Here is an 18,733-nt window from a genome sequence, read left to right as displayed (position 1 = left end):
CATCATGTTCAACCGCGCGAATCAGCGGCCTTATAAAGCCAAAAACCGCCAAACTCATCTGAGAGAATGAGAACCCTCCCGTCGTTGCTCAGTTTCACGTAGCCAAGCGAGTCCCCCGGAACCTTCATGCTGAAGACCTCGTGGAAGTCCTCAAGGGAGTAGCAGTGAATCAGCCCGTCTTTGGCCGTAACCACGAAGTTCTCGTTGGCGAAATATGGGAATCCCGGGAGTGTTCTGAGTTCCGTGAGGTTCCACGTGAGGACGGAGGTGTCCTCAAGCGGCTCGTACCTGAAGATGTATTTCCCCGTTGGAATGAGGGTCCAGCGCATCAGCGTCGTCATCCTGAACGTGTAGCCCTCCCTCTTTGCCAGGACATCACCGTTGAGCGAGTAAACCCTGAGCTTCTCGCCCTCGCTCGAGAGGAGCCTGTCACGGTAGGCTATGACGTTGCTGGTGTTGAAGCTGAGCATCTCTAAGCCTTCTTTGAAAACAAAGGCTTTGTCAGCCCTCGCTAGGACAACGACGCCAGAATCCGAGACCGAATTAAGGTCATAATCGTTTGGATTGAGTTCCATTTTCTTTCCATCGCAGTAGAGTTCCTGGGTTGTTGCTCCGGTTGTCACGAGGTAACAGAGGTGGTTTCCGCTCGGCGAGCGGGCGATGCTGTCGGCTACGCTACCCGCCCAGCCGTGTTTTTCCACGCCGACCGGACCCCACCACGAGTACTTTTTGACCCCGGAATAATCTTTGTAGCTGCCAAGAACGTAGACGGTCTCATTTTTTATGGCAATGCCACTAATTACAGCCCCTTCTTCCACTTCAAAGGATCTATCAGTGCCGTTGGGCTTAACTAGATATACAATAGCTCTTTCCCAATCCACCACGGCTGCGAGGCTTCCGTCTGGGGTAAGATCCATAAATGGTTCGCCGTGTTTGTCAAGATGCCACACGAGCGTCATGTTCCGGGTTTCTGGAGTGGGGGAAATAGTCGTTGTGTAATTCGGGCTGGAGGATGAAGTGGTTACCGTTGGGGCTCGAAAGCCGATGCAGGCCGCAGAAATCACTATAAAGAAAAGAAGAGGGAGCAAAAGGAAACGCTTCATGGACTCACCTCATTCAGCTTCAGATCTTCTATCTCCATGTACCCATAGATTGTGGTGCTCTCCCCGGTTTTGGAATCCATGTACGTAAAGTGGCCCTCAACCTCGAAGGGCATGAAAACGTAGGGCGAGAACTTCCCGTGCCCGTCTATTGAAGTCCCCTCAGGGGCACCGCTGTAGCTCCACTGGAACTTAATGAGAGCGAACTTAACTCCAGAAAACTCAGCCGTCCCATCCGGTTCCGAGCTCCAGCTTATTGTGTGGCCCTGACCGTCCGAGAGAGAACCGCTTAGAGGCTGAAAGACGTTCTTCGCCCTGAACTCATTCCAGACAGTCACGTGAATAACCGCAAACCAGCCCATGTAAAGGTTCGTAAGATCCGTGTTGATTTCGCTCATCCACTCTGTGTCTCCCTCAAAGTACGGGAGCACTCCATTCTTGAAAGCGGCGCCGTTTGTCATTGTAAAAGATTTTCCACCGTACTCCATCTCCAGACCAACGAATTCGTTTGCCCCCATGGAACCATAGGGGCTGAAGTAGCTGGCCCAGACTATATCCCACGGGTAAACGAAGGCCTCCCCAACGCTGTTTTTGTACCAGACTTTGAGCGTGAGCTTTCCATTTAGGTTCGCGGCCTTTACTGGCGTCACGATGGTCTCGTACTGGTAAACATCGTGTTCACCGAGATCGACTGTGTTCCCGGTGAGGCTCCTGCCGTAAACGTGAACCTTAGTTTTATCCACGCGCTTTTCCACAACGTACTCATACACCGGGGAGCTCTGGTTGGGCTGGACTTTGTAGTGGACCTTGTAGTATGTGACGTTGTAAACTTCACTGCCAACCTTAACCGGCGAGTATTCCCACGGGCTTGTCCAGTAGGCAGCTGTCTGCGTTAAGGTTGTCTGAGTCGTCGTGGAAGTCCCGTGGGATGCCGATGTCGTTGATTGAGAATTCGAGCTCTTTGAGCTGCTGGTTTCCTTGGTTCCACCGCCGGTACAGCCACTGCTCAGGACTATCCCAATGAAAAGCACAACAATAATGTATTTGGCAAGTTTTTTCATATGTTCCCCTCCAAGACCCGCAGAAAAGTAAAGCGGGTAATACTTCAACAATACCTTTCGCTCTCATAATATTAAAGGCTTTCTAGTGAGCTAGACTATGTTGCTGTATTTCGAGATTTTCTAAAAAATTAGGGAGTACTTTAACGGCCTAACGGCGGACAACGTCAAAAAACGACTCAACGGTTTTTTGAAACATCCTGGCAAAGTGTCCCGGAAGGTCAAAAACATGGCTGACTTTGGAGATTATCCCCACATCTGCTGTTGCGACGGCTTCAAACCTCTTCAGCTCGAAGTCGGGGCTCTTCACTAGGTAAACTTCGCCTGGGACTCCGAATTCCTCAAGGGATTTCTCAGTCAGCGCCTTTACAACCCCGCTCTTCGGGACGTTCCTCCCGTAGAAGAAGACCGCTTTACCTACTCCGAGTTCTCCCAGCTCCCTCACGGTCTCCCTAAGAAGTCTCTCCGTGTTCTCGTTGAGCTTATACCTTCCCTGATACTTCAGGTCTCTAACCAGGCCGTCCTCACAGAGTATCGCCCTCCCTTCCAGAATAGATTCCATGGTTATCAGGACGTTGAAGCCGTCTATGGCGAGGGTTATGCCGGCGAGCTCTTCAGGTTTTAGAAGCTTTCTCCTGACCTCTTCAATCCAGGAGTCAGAAAAAACGCACCTAGCGAGGAGATGCCTCTCCTCAAGGGTCAGACGGTAGTGGTCGGCGACGAACTTCAGGGCGCTTTTTTTCCTGTAACCTCTGTTGAGGAGGTACTTGAGGTCCTGATATGCCTCGTGAAGGGACATGGAAGAGAGTGGGAAGAACCAGTTAAAAGGGTTTAGACCACCTTTTCCACTACCTCCTCGCCAGTGCCCGTGTGTATCCTCAGCCTGACCTTTCCGCTGAGGAGCGAGCTCTTGACCTTCTTCGTCAGGATCTCGTCCACTTGGAATATCCCGGCGGGGTGTTTCATCCATATTTCGATCAGTATTGGCTGCTCCTCGTCGCCCTCCTTTATCTCCACTCTCTTGATAGCCAGCGCCGAAACGGCGTGGATGTCAACGACGTCCTTTCCGTGAACCAGCCTGCTCCGTCCCTCCTCCATGTCGCAGCCGTCCGCTATGGTAACCAAAGAGCCCTCGATAGTGGTGCACTGGACATGTTCATCGTGGGTGTAGATGGCGTTGAGCGTGAGGGCCTTCAGCAGGAGCGGGTCTTCCTTCTCGAACTCCTTCACAAGCTTATCCACGATGGGCTCGGCCAGGAAGACGCTGAACTGGTAGTGGGGCGTTCTGTGTATCATGTTGCCGATGTCGTGGAAGAGCGCGCCGAAGGCGACGATGAACTTGCTCCAGCGGAGGGGCTTTCCGAGCTTTTCGGCGGTGGTCTGCATGCCGAACTTTTTAATGATCCTGAGCAGTTCCAGAGCCCTTCTCGTCGTCAGGAGGACGTGTATCGGCCCGTGGTCGTTGAAGTTGTAAACGTTGAGGACTATGTAGTTGGTGGTGTCGAAGTAGTAGTGGTACTCCCTGAACGTTCGCTCGTACATTTTGAAAAGCTCTTCGTCCTCCATGAGTTCCTTTATTTCCTCAAGCAGTTCCTCTTCCGTGTACATTCTCTCACCCAGGGGACAAACGGCGGGGAGAATTTAAGGGTTTTGAACTGAAACGATAAAAAGAACCGACCTTTAGAGGGCCTTTTTGACGCATCAAAAACTTTTATCCTCCTCTCTAAAAACTCTGCCTTTAGAACGGGGGGATCAGTCCAGCATCCCCTCAAGCTCAAGGATCTTCTTAGAGCGGAGATAAACGACAGGGATACCTTTCTCCCTAAGTCTCTTCTTCAGTCCCTTGTCGTTGGTGCAGACTATGACGCGTTCGTTTTTCACGGCGAAGTCGAAAATCTGGTCATCTATAGGTTTCTTCCCGAACTCCCCAATATCAACCTTCTCGAAGCGCTCGGCCAGCTTCTTCGCCATTCTTACGGCCAGAAGGTCTTTCCCCCTCGATTTCCTCTCTATAACCTCCAGCTCCTGGAGGACGACGTTTGGGACAACGATCTTGAACTTCACGTCGAGTATCCTATTGAGCTCCCCTATGATATCGACGCCGAACTGTCCCGGAACGAGGAGAAAGTTGGTGTCGGGAACAACGATCCACTCTTTCCTCCCCATTTAAACCACCAAAACGAAGAAGGAGAAACAAAAAGGCTACTCCCTGATGAAGCCGTATCCTATAAGCCTCCACCTTGAGCCAACCTGCCTGCTTATAGCAACGCGGTCTCCTACCTCGGCACAGACCGGTATCTGGAGCTTCAGCTCGACCGTGTCCTTTCCGAGGCCAGTGACGAGACCCATCGTTCTGGCGGTTCCAACGTTCAGTAGGAGAACCTCCTTCCGCTTTATCGGCTCGACCTTGAGTTCCTCCGCAGTTCCGACGACCCTTTCAAGAAGGTGAACTTCCAGAGTTAGGTCCTCCCATACCGGTGGAAGTTTGCCCGGCTTCCCGACGACGTTTCCCGCCATGAGGTCTCCCTTGGTCAGGAACGGGTCGAGCTTGGTCCCAACTCCGACGAGGCCACCCGGGTAAGCCTCTTCAACGAACCGTCCACCCGCCTGGAGCGATACTATTTCGGTCGTTATCGGTTCGTACTTTATCCTTCCGTGCTCCTCGTAGGGGACGCCGGGTCTGATCTCTATCTCGTCGCCCACTTTAAGCTTGCCCTGAACGATAGAACCACCGATTACGCCCCCAACGAGCTTCTCGGGAGGGGTTCCCGGTTTGTTTACGTCGAAGCTCCTCAGGACGAGCATCTTGGGTGGCTTATTTGGATCGCGCTTGGGAGTTGGTATGAACTCCTCAATAGCCGCCAGCAGTACATCAACGTTCGCCCCGTGAAGGGCTGAAATCGGGATTATGGGAGCGTTCTCAGCGACGGTGCCCTTAACGAACTCCTTTATCTCGTTATAGCGCTGGAGAACTTTTTCCCTGTCCACGAGCTCGATCTTGTTGAGGGCTATGACTATGTTCTTGTTGCCAACTATCTGCAAAGCCATGAGGTGCTCCCTCGTCTGGGGCATGACGCCTTCGTTGGCCGCTATGACGAGAACCGCACCATCCATAAGGGAAGCGCCGGCAAGCATCGTGGTCATGAGCGCCTCGTGCCCGGGAGCGTCTATGAAGGAAACCCTTCTCTCGAATTCTGTCTCAGCACCGCAGTACGGACAAATCGGTGATGTAGAGTACCTGCCGCACTTCGGGCACTTCCTTATCTCGGCATCGGCAAAGCCTATCTTGATGGTAATTCCTCTCCTCAGCTCTTCGCTGTGCGTGTCAGTCCAGATTCCAGTTAAAGCCTTTGTGAGAGTCGTTTTGCCGTGATCAACGTGACCGACCATGCCGATGTTAACCTCGGCCTGCCTAAACTCCTTCTTCTTTGCCATCTTCTCACACCCCTAACCATAGAAAGCGGGGTCGTTTATTAAGGTTATCATGCCAGGAAGAAGAGACAAAAAGAAAAAGGGCAACATCACCAGGTCACTTCGTACTCGAACGTCACGGTCTTGGAGTTCCCGGACGGGAGGTTAAGGACGAACTCCACGTAGCTGCTCGTCTCGTCGCTCGGGCTGGTGCTCGAGCTCAGAATTTTTCGCGGTACTTCTGGCTCCCCGTCCCGAACGGCACGGGTTTCACCATGGCTTCAAACGTGGTTGAAGTGATGGGTTGGCAAATGGAAACCCTTTTAACTGCCCAGGGGGATTGACCATTGTCAAGCTGATGAGGTGATTGGTATGGACAGGATTGCTAAGGCTAGAGAGATAATCGAGAAGGCCAAGGCCGAAAACAGGCCGCTCGTTGAACCTGAGGCCAAAGAGATTCTCAAGCTCTACGGCGTCCCGGTTCCGGAGTTTAAAGTTGCAACCAACGAGGAGGAGGCCGTTCAGTTCGCCAGGGAGATCGGCTACCCGGTAGTTATGAAGATCGTTTCTCCGCAGATCATCCACAAGAGCGACGCCGGTGGAGTTAAGGTCAACATCAAGAACGACGAGGAGGCCAGGCAGGCTTTCAGGACCATCATGGAGAACGCCAGGAACTACAAGCCGGACGCGGACCTCTGGGGCGTTATCATCTACCGCATGCTCCCGCTCGGCAAGGAAGTTATCGTCGGTATGATCCGCGACCCGCAGTTCGGCCCGGCCATCATGTTCGGTCTCGGTGGAATCTTCGTCGAGATACTCAAGGACGTTTCCTTCCGCGTCGCCCCGATAACGAAAGAAGAAGCTCTTGACATGATCAAGGAGATCAAGGCTTACCCGATCCTCGCCGGAGCTCGTGGCGAGAAGCCCGTCGATATAGACGCCCTTGCCGACATAATCGTCAAGGTCGGCGAGCTTGCCCTTGAGCTTCCGGAGATCAGGGAGCTCGACATCAACCCGATCTTTGCCTATGAAGACGGCGCCGTCGCCGTCGACGCGAGGATGCTTCTCTGAGCTTTATTTCTTTCCTCACTTCTGAACTCCAATAGACACCATCATTCTTTAGTGTTCACTTTTTCTTCCAGGTAACGTTATAAACATTGAGGAGAAGCCGTTACGGTGATGCTCATGGCGCTGAGCGACAGACTTGAACTCGTCAACCCTTCTGAGATAAGAAAGCTCTTCGATTTGGCCGCTGGGATGGAAGATGTAATCTCGCTCGGAATCGGCGAGCCGGATTTTGACACTCCGTCTCACATCAAGGAGTACGCAAAGGAGGCCCTTGACAAGGGCTATACCCATTATGGCCCAAACGCCGGCCTTCCAATGCTCCGCGAGGCTGTTGCCAGAAAGCTCAAAAAGCAGAACGGCATTGATGCGGATCCAAAAACCGAGGTAATGATACTGACCGGTGCCAACCAGGCCTTTCTCATGGGACTGGCTACCTTTCTGAAGGACGGAGAAGAAGTTCTGATCCCCTCTCCGATGTTCGTGAGCTATGCTCCAGCCGTTATCCTCGCCGGTGGAAAGCCCGTTGAGGTTCCGACCTACGAGGAGAACGAGTTTCGCCTTTCCGTTGACGACCTTGAGAAATACGTCACCGAAAAAACGAGGGCGCTCATCATAAACACCCCCAATAACCCAACCGGTTCCGTTCTAACGAAGAAGGACATTGAGGAAATAGCCGACTTCGCGGTGGAGCACGATCTCATTGTCATAAGCGATGAAGTTTACGAGCACTTCGTCTACGACGGCGTTAAGAACTACAGTATAGCCTCGCTCGACGGCATGTTCGAGAGGACGATAACTGTCAACGGCTTCTCCAAGACCTTCGCCATGACCGGATGGAGGCTCGGCTTCGTCGCCGCCCCTGCCTGGATTATCGAGAAGATGACCCGCTTCCAGATGTACAACTCAACCTGTCCCGTCACCTTCGCCCAGTACGCGGCAGCCAAAGCCCTCGACGACCCGAGGAGCTGGAAGGCCGTCGAAGAGATGAGGAAGGAGTACGACAGGAGGAGAAACCTCGTCTGGAAGCGCTTGAACGAGATGGGCCTGCCGACGGTTAAACCAAAGGGTGCCTTCTACATCTTTCCGCGCATCAAAGATACCGGCCTCACAGACCACCAGTTTAGCGAGCTAATGCTGAAGGAGGCGAGGGTCGCCGTCGTTCCGGGTTCGGCCTTCGGGAAGGCCGGCGAGGGCTATATAAGGATAAGCTACGCAACAGCATACGAGAAGCTTGAAGAAGCGATGGACAGGATGGAAAAGGTGCTGAAGGAGAAGAAACTTGTCTGAGGTTCTTCTTCTCGTTTATTTTTCCAGAACGTGCTTCTCAAGCACGTAGCAGTGGAAGGTCCCCTCGAAGACCTTCTCGCCCCTTTCGTTAAACACCTCAGCCCTAACGATCCTCTTCCTTCCGAGGTCTTCCTCTATTTTCGCCTCTGCCCTCAGTTTTTCACCGACCTTTACCGGCTTGAGGAACCTGACCTCAGCCTTTCCGAGGACAACAGTGGGTTCGTTGACGGCAAGCATGGCGGCGTAATCAGCTAGGCCGAAGGTGAAGCCGCCGTGGACGAGGCCGTACTCGTCAACGGCCATCTCTTCGGTGGTAATGAGCTCGACTTCAGCCCTCCCCGGTTCGATCTTTAATGGCTTTCCAACCAGCCTTTCCGAGGTTAGCCTGTGGGTTCTCTGCTCCATGACGACCACCGCTCACTCTTCTACGAGGTCCTTTAAAACACCTCTCAAACCTGGATCGACCATTTCAAGGAATGTCTCCCTGGAGAGTGGCCTCTGGGCGAGGATTTTAACGGCCCTCTTCTTTCCTATTCCCGGAATCAGCTGGAGAACCTTGGGACTTTCGCGATTCACGTTTATAGGAACAGGAATTCCGGTTATGCTCCTGAAGCCGTGATCCACGATCAAAACGTCGTAAAAACGGTTCAGAGGAACTTCCTTGGGGATGCCAACGATGAGCGGGTAGCTCCCTATCTGCCTCCCGTAGGTGAGGCCGTTGTCAAAGACCTCGGCGCGGACGTCCCTTAAAACCGTCCCCACCGGGACGACGCGCTTGAGCATCGGTAAATCAATCTCGTGCCGTATCTTGTACCTGTAGTGCTGGATCAGGCGCTTGTGCTTCTCGGTCTTAACTTTGTCCCGCATGTGCCAGAGCGGTGTTCCAGGAAAGACGACCACCTGGCGGATGTTTATACGTCTAACCATCAGGCCATCGTCGAGAAGTCTTTTCAGGAACTGGAAGGTCAGCTCGTAGCTCTTTTTCGTCTCGCCCGGAAGGCCGAAGATGATGTTTATTCCCGGCAGAAGCCATGGCATGCCGTTGTAACCCCTCCTCCCGCCGACCTCGTTGAGTATCTTTACCGCCTCGTAGGTTTCCTCAGCTGTGGCGTTCAGGTTGTTAAGCCTGGCAACCTTCGGGTCGGCGCTCTCAAGGCCGAAGGCAACCACGTTTCCCGGCGTTCCGTATTTGATTAGGGTCTTCGCAATCCTAACGCTCTCCTCGGGATAGTTTGCTATCACGGCTGGATTAGCGTTGTCCACGTGAAGGGTTTTAACTTCAGGTGCAACCGAGCGTATCCCCTTGAATAGCTTTTCTATAGCCTCTGGATTCGGAATCGGAACCCTGCCATTCGGCTTCGCCATATATGAGAAGATGCAGCTCTGCCTTCCAATCCTGAAGTGCCTCACGCCGAGGTCGTAGAGGGCCTTTACCTCGGCCACGACATCTTCAATGGGCCGGTCTTCGACCGTTTTATATCGCACCGGCTCGGTGCAGAAGGAGCAGCCGCCTATACCCATTGCCTTAGGGCAGCCGCGCTGGGTCTCGATCTCGACTATCACAAAGTCCGGAAAGTCCGGGAACTGCTTAACCACTTCTGCCCCAATAATTGCATAATCCCTTAATTCATTATAGTCCCTAAAGCGGAAGGGGTCAGCATCTTTGGGATTTCTAAGGAAATCAAATAGAAACGCCTCAAGGTCGCCATAGACGACGTGGTCAAAAACGGAATGGGCCAGGGAGAGCTCGCGCGAGGTTATCTTGGTTCCTCCGGCGTGGGCAGAGCCCATGAACGCCGGCCCTCCTAGGATTTTGACGCCTTTAAATGGCTTGATGAACTTGGCTATCTCCTCGACCTGGGAGGGAACCGCTGACAGGTACTTGCCCGGCGTGTGAAGGCCGCCGATGTATACTATTAGATCGGCTTTTTCTAGTATCTCCAGGGTCTTCGGAAAGTTTGGAGTCTTGTTCTTCGTGGCGATTCCTTTCTCGCCCTCAAAGGTCGCTCTGAGGTCGTCTATGGTGAGGTAAAAAACGCTGGCGTCTTTCCGGGCCTTCTTTATCGCCCCGTAGGCGTACCTCGGGTAGATTCCAAGGTAAGGGGGAACGCCGAGTCCCGCCGGCTCGTCGGTGTAGCCGTCTATAATGGCAACTATCATGTGTTTGGCTTGGAGAGTGGACTTAAAAAACTGAGGGAGCAAAGGTGTGGATCACTCTTCCTTAGACTGCTCCTCAGGTTTTCGTTGGGGTTCCATCTTAACGACGTAATCCGCGGCGTTTTGAAGTGCCACAGAAAAGCCGGGTTCGACCCCTATGACAACGGTCTCTTTGCCCCTTCTTTTCGCCTCAATTATTATCGGAAGGAAGTCGGCGTCACGGGAGGCCAGGGCGATAACGTCAACATCGGAGTTGTATATCATCTCCATGGCCTCTATAGCCACTCTCACGTCAGTGTCGCCGGCCACTATGACCGGTTCAAGCCCCTGGTTCACTACCGCCTCTATGAGTCCCTGTGGAGCGTACTGATTGAGGATAACCTTGGCTATTCTGACGTTTCCTATCTTCCGAAGGGCACTGAGGATGTCCTCAAGCTTTATGTTGAACTCCTTTCTGAGTATGTTGGGACCATCGACGATAAGGCCTATCATCTTCGATGGGCTCTCTTCGGGGCGTTCTTCCTTTTTGCGGAGGATTGAGAAGAACTTCTCCTTCATTCCTCCCCACCGCCAAGGATTATCGCGTAGTCTGCGGCGTGCTTCAAAGCCGCTGAAAATCCGGGTTCAACGCCTATAACCGCTGTTTCCTTGCCCTTTTCCTTTGCCTTCAGAATGACGGGAAGAAATTCAGCGTTCCTTGTTGCCAATGCTATAACGTCTATGTGAGGGTTGTATATTTCCTTCATAGCTTCAACTGCCAGCTTTACGCCGGTCTCTCCCGAAACTATCACCGGTTCGAAGCCCTGGTTTGAGACTGCCTCTATCAGTCCCTGTGGAGCGTACTGGTTGAGAATAACCTTGGCGACTCTTATATCCCCTATCTCGCTGAGCGCCTCAACTATGTCCTCAAGCTTAACCCCCAACTCCTTTCGAAGGATGTTGGGACCGTCTATCAGGAGGGCGATTTTCTTTCCCCTTGAGACCTTTCGCTTCATCTGCCCGATGATCTTCATCCCGCTCTTTGTCACAGAAACTATCTTCTCCCAACCGCTGGGCATCGCTGACACCGCCGTAATTTCCAACCATGGAAAGTAGTGAAAAGGGGTTAAAAAAATTGCTCAGCTTAGAAGCCGCTTGTAGTAATACCAGAGACCCCTGATGATGTCCCTAACCTCGATCATTGTAAAGGTCTCCGTCCGGTCTATGAGCTTCGCGGTTTCTTCCCAGCTGTGGGCCTGCAGAACGCGGTATATGAGGAGCTTTATCTGTCTCTCGTCGAGGTAGGGCTTCATCCAGCCGTCGAGGAAGTAGAGCTTGACTATCGGCTTGACGGCATCGACGACGGTATCGTAAGTCAGAACCTTGCCCGTGAAAGCATCTAACCTCTTCTTCTGTATCTCCGTGAGATGGATTGGGTAATCCACGGCCTCGCCGAAGGGCGTCTCGAAGAGCCAGCGCGCTATCTCGGGTTCAAGTTCGCGGTGAGTATCGCCGAGCCACTCTGTAAGCCTAATCCTGAACTCGTCGTTGGCCTGCTTTATGAGCTTCTTCGCCTTCTCGCTTATAGGCTTGAGGACTATCGCCGTAAACTCACCGCTAACAGGATTTCTTGCGGGGCTGAGGTGGACCACTGCAAAGCCGTTCCTGACCCAGAAGCGGACGAGCTCTTCGCTCGCCCCAAAGCCCGAGCCAATCCAGTCGAGGCCCTTCTCGCGAGCTTCCTTCTCAAGGAGCTCTAAAGCCTTGCTTCCCAGCCCCATGTCCATGGCATCAGGGTGCGTCGCTATTCTAACTATGCGGTATCCCCTAAGCTTGGCGAACTCTTTCAAATAGTGGTGCTTGACCATCATATCGGGGATGATGTTTCCCCTCGGCTTGTAGCCCTTGGCCATCTTCTCTATGACGTTCTTTGGTATGTTCCCTTCCTTGGCAATCTGTATCGCGGTCACTATCTTGCCGTTCTTGAGCCTCAAAACCCTCGCCTCGTGGTGGGGTGCGTCCGCCAAAAGGGCCACATCGCTCGGCTTGTTGCGGTAGTGGGCCAGGATGTAGATTCCGACGAAGTGCCTCAGCTCGGGCCTGTCGTTCTCGAACCAGTCGTCCAGGTCGGGTTCTTCAAGGTAGACCTCCTTCCTCTTTATGAGCTCGTAGTCTTCCTCGGTTAGCTCAACAGGTTCCGCATCGAGGAGGAGGACGTCGAAGAGCCACTTCTCTATTGGATCGCCGTAGGCGTATCTAATAGGCTCGTCCATGTGGAGTTCCTTGAACTCTCTCTTCTCCCTCGCCTTCTTGAGGAACTTGACCGAGAAGCCCCTTCCAGCACCTTCGTATCCGTGAATCGTTGAGGAGTAAACGACGCGCGGTTTGTTTAGATACTTGTGGAGTATCGGCACGTGGATTCCCGCCGCTTCATCGAGAATGTAGAGGTCTGCGCTCTTTTTGTAGCCTTCGGCCGGCGGGTAATAGCGCAGGCCTATTTTCCTCGCGTAGAGCTCCTTTATGAGGCCCTTCTCTTCAACGACGTGAGGCTTGAAGCCGAGCCTCTCCAAGGCCCTCTTTGCAAAGCGGAAAAGCGATTGGACGTTCTCAGGCTCGGGGGCAGTTACAACTATTCTGGTGCGCTTTCCAAGGGCCAGCGCAAGGCCTATGGCAGCTATTCCAACGGAGACGCTCTTACCCCTTCCCCTATCGGCCGTCAGAACGAGCATGCCTTCCTTCTCAACGAGACCTTCAAAGGCCTTGAGAACTTCAACCTGCCCCTCCGTGAGGGCCATCTCGTAGAGTTCTCTGGGAAAGAGAGTTTCCTCCGGGATTGGGATGCCTTTCCTGCCCTTTATCTTCGCCTGGCTCTTGTTCCTCTTCGGCTTCTTCTTTATTTTCCCGTTCTCGGTTATGATGTAAATCCCCTCGTGCTCCGTGAACTTCCTGATGAGCCTCCTGTTGAAGCGCTTTTTCACGTCGTCTATGGTGTAAGGAGGAGTTACAAGGCTCTTGTGGAAGCCGGTCCACATGTCCTTCCACTTCTTGAACGGGTGAGCGAGGATGAATATCAGCCCGCCGCCCCTAACCGTTTCAATAATCCTACCGAGGTCGTTAGGTGAATAATCGTAGCTCATGTCCAGAATTAAAAGGTCGTAAGTCCTCCCGAGGATGTCCCGGGTGTGCTTGAAGGTAACCGCCTGAACGTTGACCTCAGAACCCGCCAGAATATCAAAGTGCTTTCTAAAGGCTTCGTAGCGCTTTCTTCCAAAGGTCTCCTCGCCCAGAGCATCGGTGGCGTAGAGAACCTCGATTTTATCCTCGCTCTCGTCCCTGAGGCGCTTCTTAACAAGTTCATCAAGAACTCCGCTCAGAGCCCTAGCCGAAGCACCAGCGAGGATTCCGGCCAGTTCGGCCTTTTTTAGTGTGTCCCCTTCGATGACTATCATTCTCCTGTGGAACTTCTCAAGAGCCTGAGCGAGGGCAGTCTCGGTGAGCTTGAGTATCTCGTCCTTAACCTTCTCGCCTTTGGCGTACTCTCTCACGTCCTTATCAAAGCGGACCTTGACGGTCACGGCCGTCACCTCCCAGGTAGAAGGGAGAAGAGGGATTTAAAAAGGTTAAGAAAGAGTTTGATCCGATTTAGGGAGCTTTGTTATCTCATCAATAATCTCCAGCAATACCTTTGGATTTGGCACCCATAGTCTCTCAGGGATTCCCACATATCGGTTTCTGTAATCTGACTGTAGTTTCATTCCCGCCTTTTTGAGCTTCTCCGCAATAATACGGGCAGCAGCATTTCCAATTTCGTTATCATTTATCCATCCAAAACTAACCTGTACTGTCCCATATTCAGCATAAACGGTTAATATGCTTCTACCATCACTAATTAACGGGTTGGGAGGCACCAAATTTATAGAACCACCCCTCGATTGTCCAGCCCGTACATTCCACCCTTTTTCCAGAGCGTGTTGGTATATAGCTTTAATCGCTTGAGCCCTCTCAGGGAACTGGGCGTAAAGCTCGGTCTCCACGTAGTTCATAAAACTCTCAACTGTCCACTTTCTCCGTGTAGTTCTGAGTTTCTTTTCAGTGCTTTCCACCCCAAAGAGTTTGGGAACAAATATCTCGTATGTCTTATCATCATCACTAAGTTTGTAATAATCAAACTCCAAGGCATAAACATCAAAGGTAGAATGGGACTTCAAGAAGCGGATTAACGTTTTCAGCCTTGCATCTAAAGAGTCCATGGCAACGATGAGCTTGAAATTACTATTGCTGAGATTCTCTGTTATGTTCGAGAGTACATCCTCACTTGTGTCTATTCCAAGAGCTTCCACGAATTTGTCGGGATTTTCTGAGTATTCTTCCCATAATGCAGCGACATAGTCTAAAATCTGAGCAAGAACTTTTCTTTTGTCGGCATTTTTGGAAAGCTTGGTTTCAATGATGTATATGTCACCAGCGTTGTCAATTGCCAAGATGTCAATAGGTCCTGATGAGGTTTCAAACTCTCTTATTGTCACAATGAAGTTCCTGCTTTCTGAATGAATCTCCTCCAGAGGAATTAGCTCTGGGTTCTCAGCTATGTAATTTTGAAGGTATGCTTCGTTTTCAAATTTGGATTCCTCGACCCGTATGACCTGTTGTCCATTTTTTACAATAAGAATTGCCACAACTAACACCCAATACGGTTCCATGTTGTGGTATTTAACATTATTGTCTTTTATCTCGATAACCATCGAAACGCTAAGCTTTTATACGAAAAGAACCGAGTTAATCCGGTGATTCTAAATGGCGAAAGGTCTGACCGAGAAAGACCTCGGAAAGTTCAAGCTCGTGGGAAACATCGACGCCTTCAAGAGGAAACTCGTTTTCCAAGTGACTGAGATAAGCGTTGAGAAAGACGACTACTTCTCAAGGCTCTACCTCTACGACGGCAGGAAGGTCAAACCCTTCACATCCGGCAAAAAGGACGGGAATCCGCGCTTTTCGCCGGATGGGAAGCTCGTGGCCTTTACATCGAAGCGCGACAAGGAGAGCAAAGAAGCCGAGCTGTACGTTATTCCGACCGACGGCGGCGAGGCGAGGCTCTTAGCGAAGTTCAAGTACGGGATAAGAAACCTCCGCTTCACGGAGGACGGCAGGAGCATAGCCGTTGTGACACCAATAGACGTCGAGAAGAAGCCAAAGGATGACGTCCACATCATCAAGGAAATACCCTTCTGGTTCAACGGTGTTGGCTGGGTCTATGGAAAGAGGAGCGTTGTCTACCTAGTGGACGTCGAAACCGGGAAGAAGAAGCGCCTGACTCCAAAGAACTTCGATGTCTCTCAAATCCGCGTCCACAACGGCAGGCTCTACTTTATCGCCCAAGAGGACCGCGAAAAGAAGCCGATGGTCAGTGATCTCTACGTCCTTGAGGGGAGGAAGGCAAAGCGCCTGACACCCGGAAAGTGGAGCGTGAGCGACTTCATCCCGCTCGACGACGGAACCTTCATCCTCAAGGCCAACACGAGGGAAAGGGGGATCCCGACCAACACCCACATCTACCACTACAATCCTGAAACCAGCGAGATGAGGAAGCTCACGAAAGACCTCGACCGCTCCGCTTACAACTCGCTCAACTGCGACGTTAGGGGAAGCCAGAGGGCAGAGCTCGTCTTTAAGGACGGCTGGGTTTACTACGTCGCTACCGACGGCCCGAGGGCGAACCTCTTCAGGGTAAACCTCGACGGGAAGATCGAGCGCGTTGTCGGCGGCGATAGGAGCGTCGAGAGCTTTGCCATAGGCGACTACATAGCCTTCACCGCCCAGGACGCGGTAACTCCAACGGAGCTTTACGTCATGAGGGACGGGAAGGAGAAGCGCGTTACAGACTTCAACGGCTGGATTAAGGATTACAACCTCTCACAGCCCGAACACTTTAAGGTTAAGGCCAGCGATGGAGTGGAGATAGACGCGTGGATTATGAGGCCCCTTGGCTTCGAGCCGGGCAAGAAGTATCCCGCGGTTCTTGAAATCCACGGCGGGCCCAAAACCGCTTACGGCTACTCCTTCATGCACGAGTTCCACGTCCTAACGGCTAAGGGCTTCGTGGTCATCTTCTCCAATCCAAGGGGAAGCGACGGTTATGGAGAAGAGTTCGCTGACATAAGGGGGCACTACGGGGAGAGGGATTACCAGGACCTGATGGAGGTCGTTGATGAAGCCCTAAAGCGCTTCGACTTCATTGACCCGGAGAGGATAGGCGTTACCGGAGGTTCCTACGGTGGCTTCATGACGAACTGGATAGTGGGCCACACGAACCGCTTTAAGGCCGCAGTTACTCAGCGCTCCATCTCGAACTGGGTGAGCTTCTTTGGGACGACGGATATAGGATACTTCTTCGCTCCCGACCAGATAGGCGGCGACCCGTGGAGCAACACAGAGGGCTACTGGGAGAAGAGCCCGCTGAAGTACGCTCCGAATGTTGAAACGCCCTTGTTAATAATCCACTCGATGGAAGACTACCGCTGCTGGCTTCCAGAGGCGCTCCAGTTCTTCACGGCCTTGAAGTACCTCAGCAAGACGGTGGAGCTTGCCCTTTTCCCGGGCGAGAACCACGACTTAAGCAGGGGCGGCAAGCCGAAGCACCGCGTGAGAAGGCTTGAGCTTATTGTAGGGTGGATGGAGAGGTGGCTGAAGGAGTCAAGAAATTTTCAAGGTCAACCGTAAACTTTTAATATTTCATTATGACTCAAATATTTGGGGCAATCAAATGAGGCAATTGTTTATTGAGGAATGGATACAAAAAAATAGAAAAATTTTACCTGAATCCTCATTAATTCTCTTAAAAGAATCTATTTCTTCTTACAAAGCAAATGCATACCGGGCTGCTATTGTTATGGCGTGGATAGCATTTTTAAATATAGTAAAAGAACGTCTAATGGTTATTGACTCCCCCCCAAAAGGCATAGGTTTAACTAAAGAGAATTGGGAAGGTATTAAAAAGAATCTTAATGACGAAAAGAAATGGGACGATACTATATTCTCTCTGCTCATTAGGAAACAAAAGACCCCATTCATAATTTACGACGAAGACAGGGAGATGATTAAGTATTGGAAAGGTATAAGAAACATATGCGCCCATGGAAAAAGATACAATATCTCCAATTTTCATGTCGAGGCTTTTTGGCAATTTATGATTGATTTTGTAGAACATCGTCTTAAGATATCCGGCGAAGTAGAGAGTATACTCCCCGATGTGATTGAAGTATATAATGCATTTGGAGTCAATTCAACGGATTTTGAGAAATACCTACAAGAAGTTTTAGATAAACTTGCCCAAAATAACCTATCAGATTTTCTTGAAATGTTTTGGTTATGGTTATCTGAAAATGTTTATCCAAAAAGAATCGCTGAATATAGATTTCTTGAGCTTCTAACTACTATATATAACCTGACTAGGAACTCTGAATTCAAAGAGCATCATATGGCTTTACTCAGATATCTCCATGAAAACTCAAATATAACCCCTGAAAGATTTATAATGTATTGCCCACAATCCTTCGAAGAAATAGTAAATGATAATAGGGAGATACTCCCCAGAATAATAAATAGGCTAAAAGAAGAATATCCAATTGGAGAAAAAGAGATGGAAGTATTCTTGTACCTCCTAAAATCTCCTTATTTAGGAGAGGAGACCAAAAAAGAGTTGTCCAGAGAATTTCCAAAGCATATATCGAATTACACTCTCTCAATCTTAAACAGAATTGTTTCTGATACTAGTGATATAAGGTACATATTACTAAATAGATATAAATTTTTTGAACATCTTAAAAATATAATCATTACAGAAGTGATAAACTACCCCACATCTTTTCAATATGCCAATGATAGATCCGAGTTGAGCGTATGGATCATTAAAATATTCGGAATGGATCAAGATTTTGTCAAAAAAGCAGTAGAGGTTTTTTCCAAAGAAAATCATCCATATGAAGTTGCAAAATCTCTAAGGAACTACTTCAAGAAGAATGTAGAAGCATGGAAGAAGTTCCAAGAGATTGCAATCAAAGACCTTGGGTATACTAAGGAAGACATAAAAAATCTAAAAATAAATCCCGAATATTTTGCCAGCGATTGACTTTTTTTATTTTTTATTCGGTAAAAAACTTAAATTAATTGATTAACATCATAGATAAAACTTGTCATATTGCATCAAAGCGTGTAGTCCAGCACCTTCTTAGCCTCTTCGATGTGCTCGGGATAGACGTTCCTAATCTCCGGGTGGAGGGCCTTGATGACCCTGCCGACGAGCACGAAGAGGGTTCCGGCTATGGTGGGGAGCTCGTTTATGACCTCTTCCTCAAGCGGTATATCGCCGGGTATCTTCTTGAGGACGTATTTTCTGATGGGCTCAATCTCAACGCCCTCGCCCTCTATGACCGCCCTGAAGAGGTTCATGCTGTTCCTGAAGCCCTTGGTTATGGGTATGTGCCTGAGCTTTATCGTCTCGGACCTCTCGGCCTTCGCATTCTCGTAGGCGACCTCAAAGAGGTCGGCGAGCTTCTTCTCAACGATGTCCATCATTTCCTCGGCCCTGGGTTTTATCACGGCAAGTTCACAGGTTCTCTCAAGTATCTTCTGGAGCTGCGGGTAGGGTATTATCATCTCCGCCATGGCCACCACCTC

At 50.8% G+C, this 18,733-nt stretch carries 17 protein-coding genes; 4 read left to right on the top strand and 13 right to left on the bottom strand.

Annotated features, from left to right (window positions below):
- Nucleotides 1-8: 8 nt before the first annotated feature.
- The 6 genes from A3K92_RS04740 to eif2g form a co-directional block, all read right to left on the bottom strand.
- On the bottom strand, nucleotides 9-1,103 hold the full coding sequence (locus A3K92_RS04740) for a hypothetical protein (RefSeq protein ID WP_232460923.1): 1,095 nt from the start codon (nucleotides 1,101-1,103) through the stop codon (nucleotides 9-11).
- On the bottom strand, nucleotides 1,100-2,161 hold the full coding sequence (locus tag A3K92_RS04735; protein ID WP_088885167.1) for a hypothetical protein: 1,062 nt from the start codon (nucleotides 2,159-2,161) through the stop codon (nucleotides 1,100-1,102). Before A3K92_RS04735 ends, A3K92_RS04740 begins: the two co-directional genes overlap by 4 nt.
- A 148-nt stretch (nucleotides 2,162-2,309) precedes the next feature.
- Nucleotides 2,310-2,957 (bottom strand): DUF434 domain-containing protein, encoded by a 648-nt coding sequence (locus tag A3K92_RS04730; protein ID WP_088885166.1) that lies wholly within the window; start codon nucleotides 2,955-2,957, stop codon nucleotides 2,310-2,312.
- A 32-nt stretch (nucleotides 2,958-2,989) separates the two neighbouring features.
- Nucleotides 2,990-3,766, bottom strand: a complete 777-nt coding sequence (locus tag A3K92_RS04725) for an HD domain-containing protein (protein ID WP_088885165.1) — start codon at nucleotides 3,764-3,766, stop codon at nucleotides 2,990-2,992.
- A gap of 144 nt (nucleotides 3,767-3,910) precedes the next feature.
- Nucleotides 3,911-4,324 carry a PIN domain-containing protein gene (locus tag A3K92_RS04720; protein WP_088885164.1) on the bottom strand — a complete coding sequence of 138 codons (414 nt, stop codon included), beginning with the start codon at nucleotides 4,322-4,324 and terminating at the stop codon, nucleotides 3,911-3,913.
- A gap of 36 nt (nucleotides 4,325-4,360) precedes the next feature.
- A complete protein-coding gene (gene eif2g / locus A3K92_RS04715) occupies nucleotides 4,361-5,593 on the bottom strand; it encodes a translation initiation factor IF-2 subunit gamma (protein ID WP_088885163.1) in 1,233 nt (410 codons plus the stop codon).
- Nucleotides 5,594-5,941: 348 nt separating this feature from the next.
- Between eif2g and A3K92_RS04710 the strand changes: the two genes are divergently transcribed.
- Nucleotides 5,942-6,640: an acetate--CoA ligase family protein gene (locus tag A3K92_RS04710; RefSeq protein ID WP_088885162.1), complete on the top strand. Its 699-nt coding sequence runs from the start codon at nucleotides 5,942-5,944 to the stop codon at nucleotides 6,638-6,640.
- A 114-nt stretch (nucleotides 6,641-6,754) separates the two neighbouring features.
- Nucleotides 6,755-7,924 carry a pyridoxal phosphate-dependent aminotransferase gene (locus A3K92_RS04705; protein WP_088885161.1) on the top strand — a complete coding sequence of 390 codons (1,170 nt, stop codon included), beginning with the start codon at nucleotides 6,755-6,757 and terminating at the stop codon, nucleotides 7,922-7,924.
- Nucleotides 7,925-7,939: 15 nt separating this feature from the next.
- Here the strand turns inward: A3K92_RS04705 and A3K92_RS04700 are convergent, their stop codons facing one another.
- Genes A3K92_RS04700 through A3K92_RS04675 form a run of 6 tightly spaced genes read right to left on the bottom strand, consistent with a single transcriptional unit; the run spans nucleotide 7,940 to nucleotide 14,802 of the window.
- The gene (locus A3K92_RS04700) at nucleotides 7,940-8,329 is read right to left on the bottom strand and encodes a PaaI family thioesterase (protein WP_088885160.1); all 390 of its coding nucleotides are present in this window, start codon (nucleotides 8,327-8,329) and stop codon (nucleotides 7,940-7,942) included.
- Nucleotides 8,330-8,341: 12 nt separating this feature from the next.
- Nucleotides 8,342-10,084, bottom strand: coding sequence for a radical SAM protein (locus A3K92_RS04695; protein WP_088886040.1), 1,743 nt, complete (start codon nucleotides 10,082-10,084; stop codon nucleotides 8,342-8,344).
- 51 nt (nucleotides 10,085-10,135) lie between these two features.
- Nucleotides 10,136-10,639, bottom strand: a complete 504-nt coding sequence (locus A3K92_RS04690) for a TIGR00288 family NYN domain-containing protein (RefSeq protein WP_088885159.1) — start codon at nucleotides 10,637-10,639, stop codon at nucleotides 10,136-10,138.
- On the bottom strand, nucleotides 10,636-11,139 hold the full coding sequence (locus A3K92_RS04685) for a TIGR00288 family NYN domain-containing protein (protein ID WP_088885158.1): 504 nt from the start codon (nucleotides 11,137-11,139) through the stop codon (nucleotides 10,636-10,638). The genes A3K92_RS04690 and A3K92_RS04685 overlap by 4 nt, the downstream gene beginning before the upstream one ends.
- 60 nt (nucleotides 11,140-11,199) lie before the next feature.
- Nucleotides 11,200-13,635 carry a tRNA(Met) cytidine acetyltransferase TmcA gene (locus A3K92_RS04680; protein ID WP_088885157.1) on the bottom strand — a complete coding sequence of 812 codons (2,436 nt, stop codon included), beginning with the start codon at nucleotides 13,633-13,635 and terminating at the stop codon, nucleotides 11,200-11,202.
- A gap of 45 nt (nucleotides 13,636-13,680) precedes the next feature.
- Nucleotides 13,681-14,802, bottom strand: a complete 1,122-nt coding sequence (locus A3K92_RS04675) for an endonuclease NucS domain-containing protein (RefSeq protein ID WP_157722426.1) — start codon at nucleotides 14,800-14,802, stop codon at nucleotides 13,681-13,683.
- A 52-nt stretch (nucleotides 14,803-14,854) separates the two neighbouring features.
- Between A3K92_RS04675 and A3K92_RS04670 the strand changes: the two genes are divergently transcribed.
- Nucleotides 14,855-16,777, top strand: coding sequence for a S9 family peptidase (locus tag A3K92_RS04670; protein WP_088885155.1), 1,923 nt, complete (start codon nucleotides 14,855-14,857; stop codon nucleotides 16,775-16,777).
- Nucleotides 16,778-16,820: 43 nt separating this feature from the next.
- On the top strand, nucleotides 16,821-18,185 hold the full coding sequence (locus A3K92_RS04665; RefSeq protein WP_088885154.1) for a hypothetical protein: 1,365 nt from the start codon (nucleotides 16,821-16,823) through the stop codon (nucleotides 18,183-18,185).
- Between the two features lie 74 nt (nucleotides 18,186-18,259).
- On the opposite strand, the gene A3K92_RS04660 is transcribed toward A3K92_RS04665, so the two are convergent.
- On the bottom strand, nucleotides 18,260-18,721 hold the full coding sequence (locus A3K92_RS04660; protein ID WP_088885153.1) for a DUF1931 family protein: 462 nt from the start codon (nucleotides 18,719-18,721) through the stop codon (nucleotides 18,260-18,262).
- Nucleotides 18,722-18,733: the final 12 nt, after the last annotated feature.

Source organism: Thermococcus gorgonarius (genome assembly GCF_002214385.1).
Classification (GTDB): domain Archaea; phylum Methanobacteriota_B; class Thermococci; order Thermococcales; family Thermococcaceae; genus Thermococcus; species Thermococcus gorgonarius.
The sequence above is the reverse complement of the archived record's forward strand: the minus strand, read 5'-3'. Positions and strand labels throughout refer to the sequence as shown.